Genomic DNA, 4518 nt, shown 5'->3' on the forward strand with positions numbered 1-4518 from the left:
CAACGACGATCGCCTGGTGACGGTCACCGACGCCCTCAGCCACAGCACCGTGCGCGGTTACGATGCGGTCGGCAACCAGACCACTTTGAAGGACGCCAACGGCAACGTGACGACGATGGCCTATGATTCGCGCAACCGGCTCGCCACCGTGACCGACGCGCTGGGCCATGCCACGGCCTACGGCTACGATTCGGGCGGAAACCAGCAAACCGTCAAGGACGCCCTTGGCAACGTGACCACGACGCTCTACGATGCGCTGAACAGGGCCACGACCGTCATCGATCCGCGGGGCGGCCAGACCACCATGTCCTACGACGCCGCCAGCCGCATGACCGGCCTGACCGACCCGGTGGGCAACCGCACCACCTGGGGGTACGATTCGGCCAATCGCATGACGACGATGACGGATCCGCTGGGTCACTCCGCGACGTACTCGTACGATTCCGGCGGCGAACTGACCGACAAGACAGACCGCAACGGCCGCCGCACGACCTACTCGTACGACTCCGGCGGCCGCGAGACCGGCGAGACCTGGCTGACGAGCTCCGGCGGCGTCTCCAACCGCGTCACGTACACCTACGACGCCGACACCGAGATGACCGGCGTCACCGACAGCTACGCCACTCTGACGATGACCTACGACAGCGGCGGCAACCAGCTCACCGTGGCCGAGTCCGGCCCCGGCACCGGCCAGCCGAGCCTCACGCTGACCTCAACGTACGACAAGTACCACAATCGCCTGACGCTGGTCGACAACGTCACGTCGAATGTGGGACGGACCACCTACACCTACGACGCGGCCTTCCGGCTCACGTCGATCGCAGCCTCCTACAACGGCGTGGCCGGCCCGCAGGTCGTCCTCGGTTACGACGCCGCCAACCGCGAGACGTCCATCAACCGGACGATCGGCGGCAGCGGCACGGCCGTGAACACGACGCTCGTCTACGACGCGGCCGACCGCATCGGCACAATCACCCACCAGACCGGCGGCGGCACGGCCCTGGCCACGTACGTCTACGGCTACGACAATGGCAACCGCGTTACGACCGAGGTCAATGCCGAGGGGACCGTCACCTACACGTACGACTCCGGTGGTGAATTGCTGACGGCCAGGGGCTCGCGGACCGAGGACTACAGCTACGACGCCAATGGTAACCGGACCATGACGGGCTATTCCACCGGCACGGGCAACGAGCTGACGGCCTCGCCGGGGGTGACGTACACGTACGACAATGAAGGAAACCTGCTGGCCCAGACGAACACGTCGACCCACGTCGTGACGACGTACACCTACGACAACCGCAATCACCTGACACAGGTGACCACGAGCGGCACGGTCGTCGCGACGTACACGTACGACGCGCTGGACCGGAGGATCGGCTTTAAGGACAGCGGCACCCAAAGCTGGGTTACTTACGATGGCACAAACATGGATGCAAACGTCTACGCAGAATTCAATGTGTCCGGCGTGCTGATTACTCGTTACGTAAGCGGGCCAGCCGTCGACAAACTGTTCGCCCGCACGTCGTCGGGCGGTACGACTGCCTGGTATCTGACCGACCGGCTGGGCTCGGTGCGGGATCTCTCAAACACATCAGGTGTAGTCATTGATCACGTCGTGTACAACAGTTACGGAAGCTTAACGGGTGAAAGTACTCCTGGCAGTGGTGATCGCTTCAAGTACACAGGGCGAGAACTCTACCCGGGTCTTGCGATCTACGCCTATCGCGCTCGCTACTACGATGCTTCTGTTGGTCGATTTACCAGCCTAGATCCGTTGCAATTCGCCACCGGAGACCAGAATCTTTATCGGTACGTATCTAACAATCCCACAAACTCGATAGACCCAAGTGGTACAACGGCGCAAGGACTCATTGCGCCCGCTTTGGCGTCAGGCGGAGGTGCCCTTTCAGCCGGGGAAATCGCATATGCAGGAGCCATGGTGGCCGGATCCGCTGTACTCGCTGCGGAGCTTGTTGCGGCTGGATATCTTGCATCGCAGTGGTATGCAGCATATTCAGAATGCGTTAGGCAGCAAGCGATCACGGATGCTTTGACGCTACGAGATAAGTACGTTCAGAACCTTTACGCGATCAAGGTCTATTCGTATGCAATGGCGACAAAGTACGAGGACTTGCTCGATAAAATCAAGGAAGTTCAAGCGATAAGCGATCAGGCGTGGATTGAGTTTACAGTTGGGACACCCGGTGGAATGGATCCTAGGAACGAAAAAGCATACAGGGAGATATACGAAAAAGCTCAAAAGATGATTGATAAATTAATCGACGACATTTTGAATCATCCAGACAGGCCAAATCCACCAGGCCCGCCGTTGCCAACCGGGTAAGAGACTATCGGGTAACCAAGTCGTTTTAGGATCGGTACTTGAAATTCGCAGGCGGCTTCGATGCATCTGCTTTATCCACCTGAGCATTCGATGAATCGAGCTGATGTTGAGCATCGACTCGCCGCTCCGCTCATACACCTCGTAGCGCCGGCTGTTTCGCCGGTAGCGGCCCAGCCAGGCGAAGGTGCGCTCCACGACCCAGCGCCTCGGCAGCTTGACGTAGCCCACGCTACCCGCCGGGCGGCCGATCACCTCGATGCGATATTCAACCCCTTCCGTCGCCATCCAGGCGTCGAGCCGTCGATTGTTGTACTTGCCGTCGGCCCACACGACCTCCAACCGCCCCTTCTGCTCGGTCGTGAAGCGCGACAACACATCCGGCGCGAATGTACCCTCGTCGGCCGACGCCGCCGACACCATCGTCACCAGGATCAACCCCAGGACGTCCACCACGATATGTCGCTTGACGCCGGTGATCTTCTTGCCCCCGTCGTGACCCCGCTCGCCGCCGACTTCGGTCCCCTTAACGGTCTGGCTGTCGATGCTCGCGGCGCCGGGGTGGGGCTCCCGCCCGTCGGCCCTGCGCACGTCCTGGAGCAGGGCGTCCATCATCCGCTGCCAGGTGCCGTCGTCGCGCCACCGGGCGAAGTGGTCGTAGACGGTGCTCTTGGCCGGCAGGTCGTGGGGCAGCATGTCCCACCGGCAGCCGGCCCGGTTGAGGTAGAAGATCGCGTTGAGGATCTCGCGCATCGACACCGTGCGAGGCCGACCCGTCTTGTTGACCGGGATGAGGGGCTCGAGGATCACCCACTGCTCGTCGGTCAGGTTGGAGGGGTAGGACTTCCGCATGGATGCGTGCTTCGTCGTGTTGTGATTCTCGGACCTCCTTGGAGATGAAGCGTTTACGTCAATCGAGAAGTTGCCGGATAGCCACTAAGGGTGATTTCTGTAACGTCAAGCTGCCCCCTCCTTATACTGGAATCGCATCATTCTTGCGTCGATGACAGTGTTTCTTGACTCATACTTCAGTAAGAGAGGCGATTATGACAGAGACCCAGGCATTAGCTATTGCCGATGATCTAATCAAGGGACGAACCAATGGTGAGGTAAGGCGACTCACCGTCGAATGGCGTAATGGAGAAACTATGATGCAGCGTGTTGTACAATCAGATATAACCAGAGAATTTCTTGATGACAAGCAAATTAGAGAATTCGCCAGTCAGGCGAGGCTTGTTCGAGCGCATTGGGTAATTATATACCTTATTATCTATTCGCAGACAGAAACTAAAGGAACCTGGGCCCATGTTAAAGTTGACGATGAAACGGGCGAAACAGAACTTTTTATAAGGGAGAGGCCAGAACATAGTGGAGGATAGGAAGCGATAGTGGCCGGCGAAAAGGTGTCAGGAACCGATATTAACTTGTTGCTGTGTCGGAGTGCAAAAGTGACCAGTGTAAGATGGGCGAGAGAGGGGCGGAAAGGGGTCAGGAGCCGAATCGACAAATGTCATGCGTCGGGTCGGCTCAATCTGATCGCCCTTTAGAGCCCCGCCATCATTCGGTGGTGTCCTTCGTCCTCATGAGTCCGCCGAACTGGTGAAGGGCATGGATATCCGATGTCGTCGCAGCCTCGATGCTCCCGCCAAGTCGTGCCTATCGGCCCAGACGAGTTCCGCACCCGCTTCGGCGACCCGAGTCTCGGTGGGGCGCTCTGCGCATACACCCGCGAGGCCGACACGACCGCGGTCCTGACGCTGCTCAGCCACGCCCGACCGAATCGCATCCTCGAGGTCGGCACGGCGCTGGGGCACATGACGGCCAATCTCACGCGGTGGTCGCCCGAGGACGCCCGGGTGTTCACGATCGACCTGGTCCGCGGGATGCCGCGGGCCGCCGCGGGGGCGTCGGAGCAGCTCGCCGAGGTGCCGACGCTCGCCGAGCGGGGGCGGTTCGCCGACCACTTCGGCACCGTGCACAAGGCCCTCTTCATCACGGCCGACTCGCTCGGTTATGACCTCGGCCGGCTGGCGCCGCTGGACTTCGCCTTCATCGACGGCGGCCATGATTTCTCCCACGCGCTGGCCGACAGCCGCAAGGCCTACGACGCGCTGGCGCCCGGCGGCTGGCTCGTCTGGCACGACTTCGGCAGCCCCGTCCCCTGGGTCGAAGTG

General features: G+C 60.5%; 4 protein-coding genes. 3 read left to right on the plus strand and 1 reads right to left on the minus strand.

The features are described from left to right. The coding region (locus tag G6O54_RS36470; protein WP_165235876.1) for an RHS repeat-associated core domain-containing protein at positions 1-2347 on the plus strand (2347 nt) is incomplete at its 5' end. Here G6O54_RS36470 and G6O54_RS36475 read toward each other — a convergent pair. Continuing rightward, on the minus strand, positions 2279-3196 hold the full coding sequence (locus G6O54_RS36475) for an IS5 family transposase (protein ID WP_205679169.1): 918 nt from the start codon (positions 3194-3196) through the stop codon (positions 2279-2281). The two genes, G6O54_RS36470 and G6O54_RS36475, sit on opposite strands and share 69 nt — an antisense overlap. A 194-nt stretch (positions 3197-3390) precedes the next feature. Between G6O54_RS36475 and G6O54_RS36480 the strand changes: the two genes are divergently transcribed. Beyond that, positions 3391-3723 carry a hypothetical protein gene (locus G6O54_RS36480; RefSeq protein WP_165235879.1) on the plus strand — a complete coding sequence of 111 codons (333 nt, stop codon included), beginning with the start codon at positions 3391-3393 and terminating at the stop codon, positions 3721-3723. Between the two features lie 273 nt (positions 3724-3996). Continuing rightward, a partial coding sequence (locus G6O54_RS36485) for a class I SAM-dependent methyltransferase (RefSeq protein WP_165235882.1) occupies positions 3997-4518 on the plus strand: 522 nt, incomplete at its 3' end.

It is taken from the genome of Aquisphaera insulae (genome assembly GCF_011064615.1).
In the GTDB taxonomy this organism is placed as follows: domain Bacteria; phylum Planctomycetota; class Planctomycetia; order Isosphaerales; family Isosphaeraceae; genus Aquisphaera; species Aquisphaera insulae.

Excerpts from the sequence above, each read along its gene's own strand:
- G6O54_RS36475 (WP_205679169.1), bottom strand. The coding sequence starts at position 3,196 with ATGCGGAAGTCCTACCCCTCCAACCTGACCGACGAGCAGTGGGTGATC.
- G6O54_RS36480 (WP_165235879.1), top strand. The coding sequence starts at position 3,391 with ATGACAGAGACCCAGGCATTAGCTATTGCCGATGATCTAATCAAGGGA.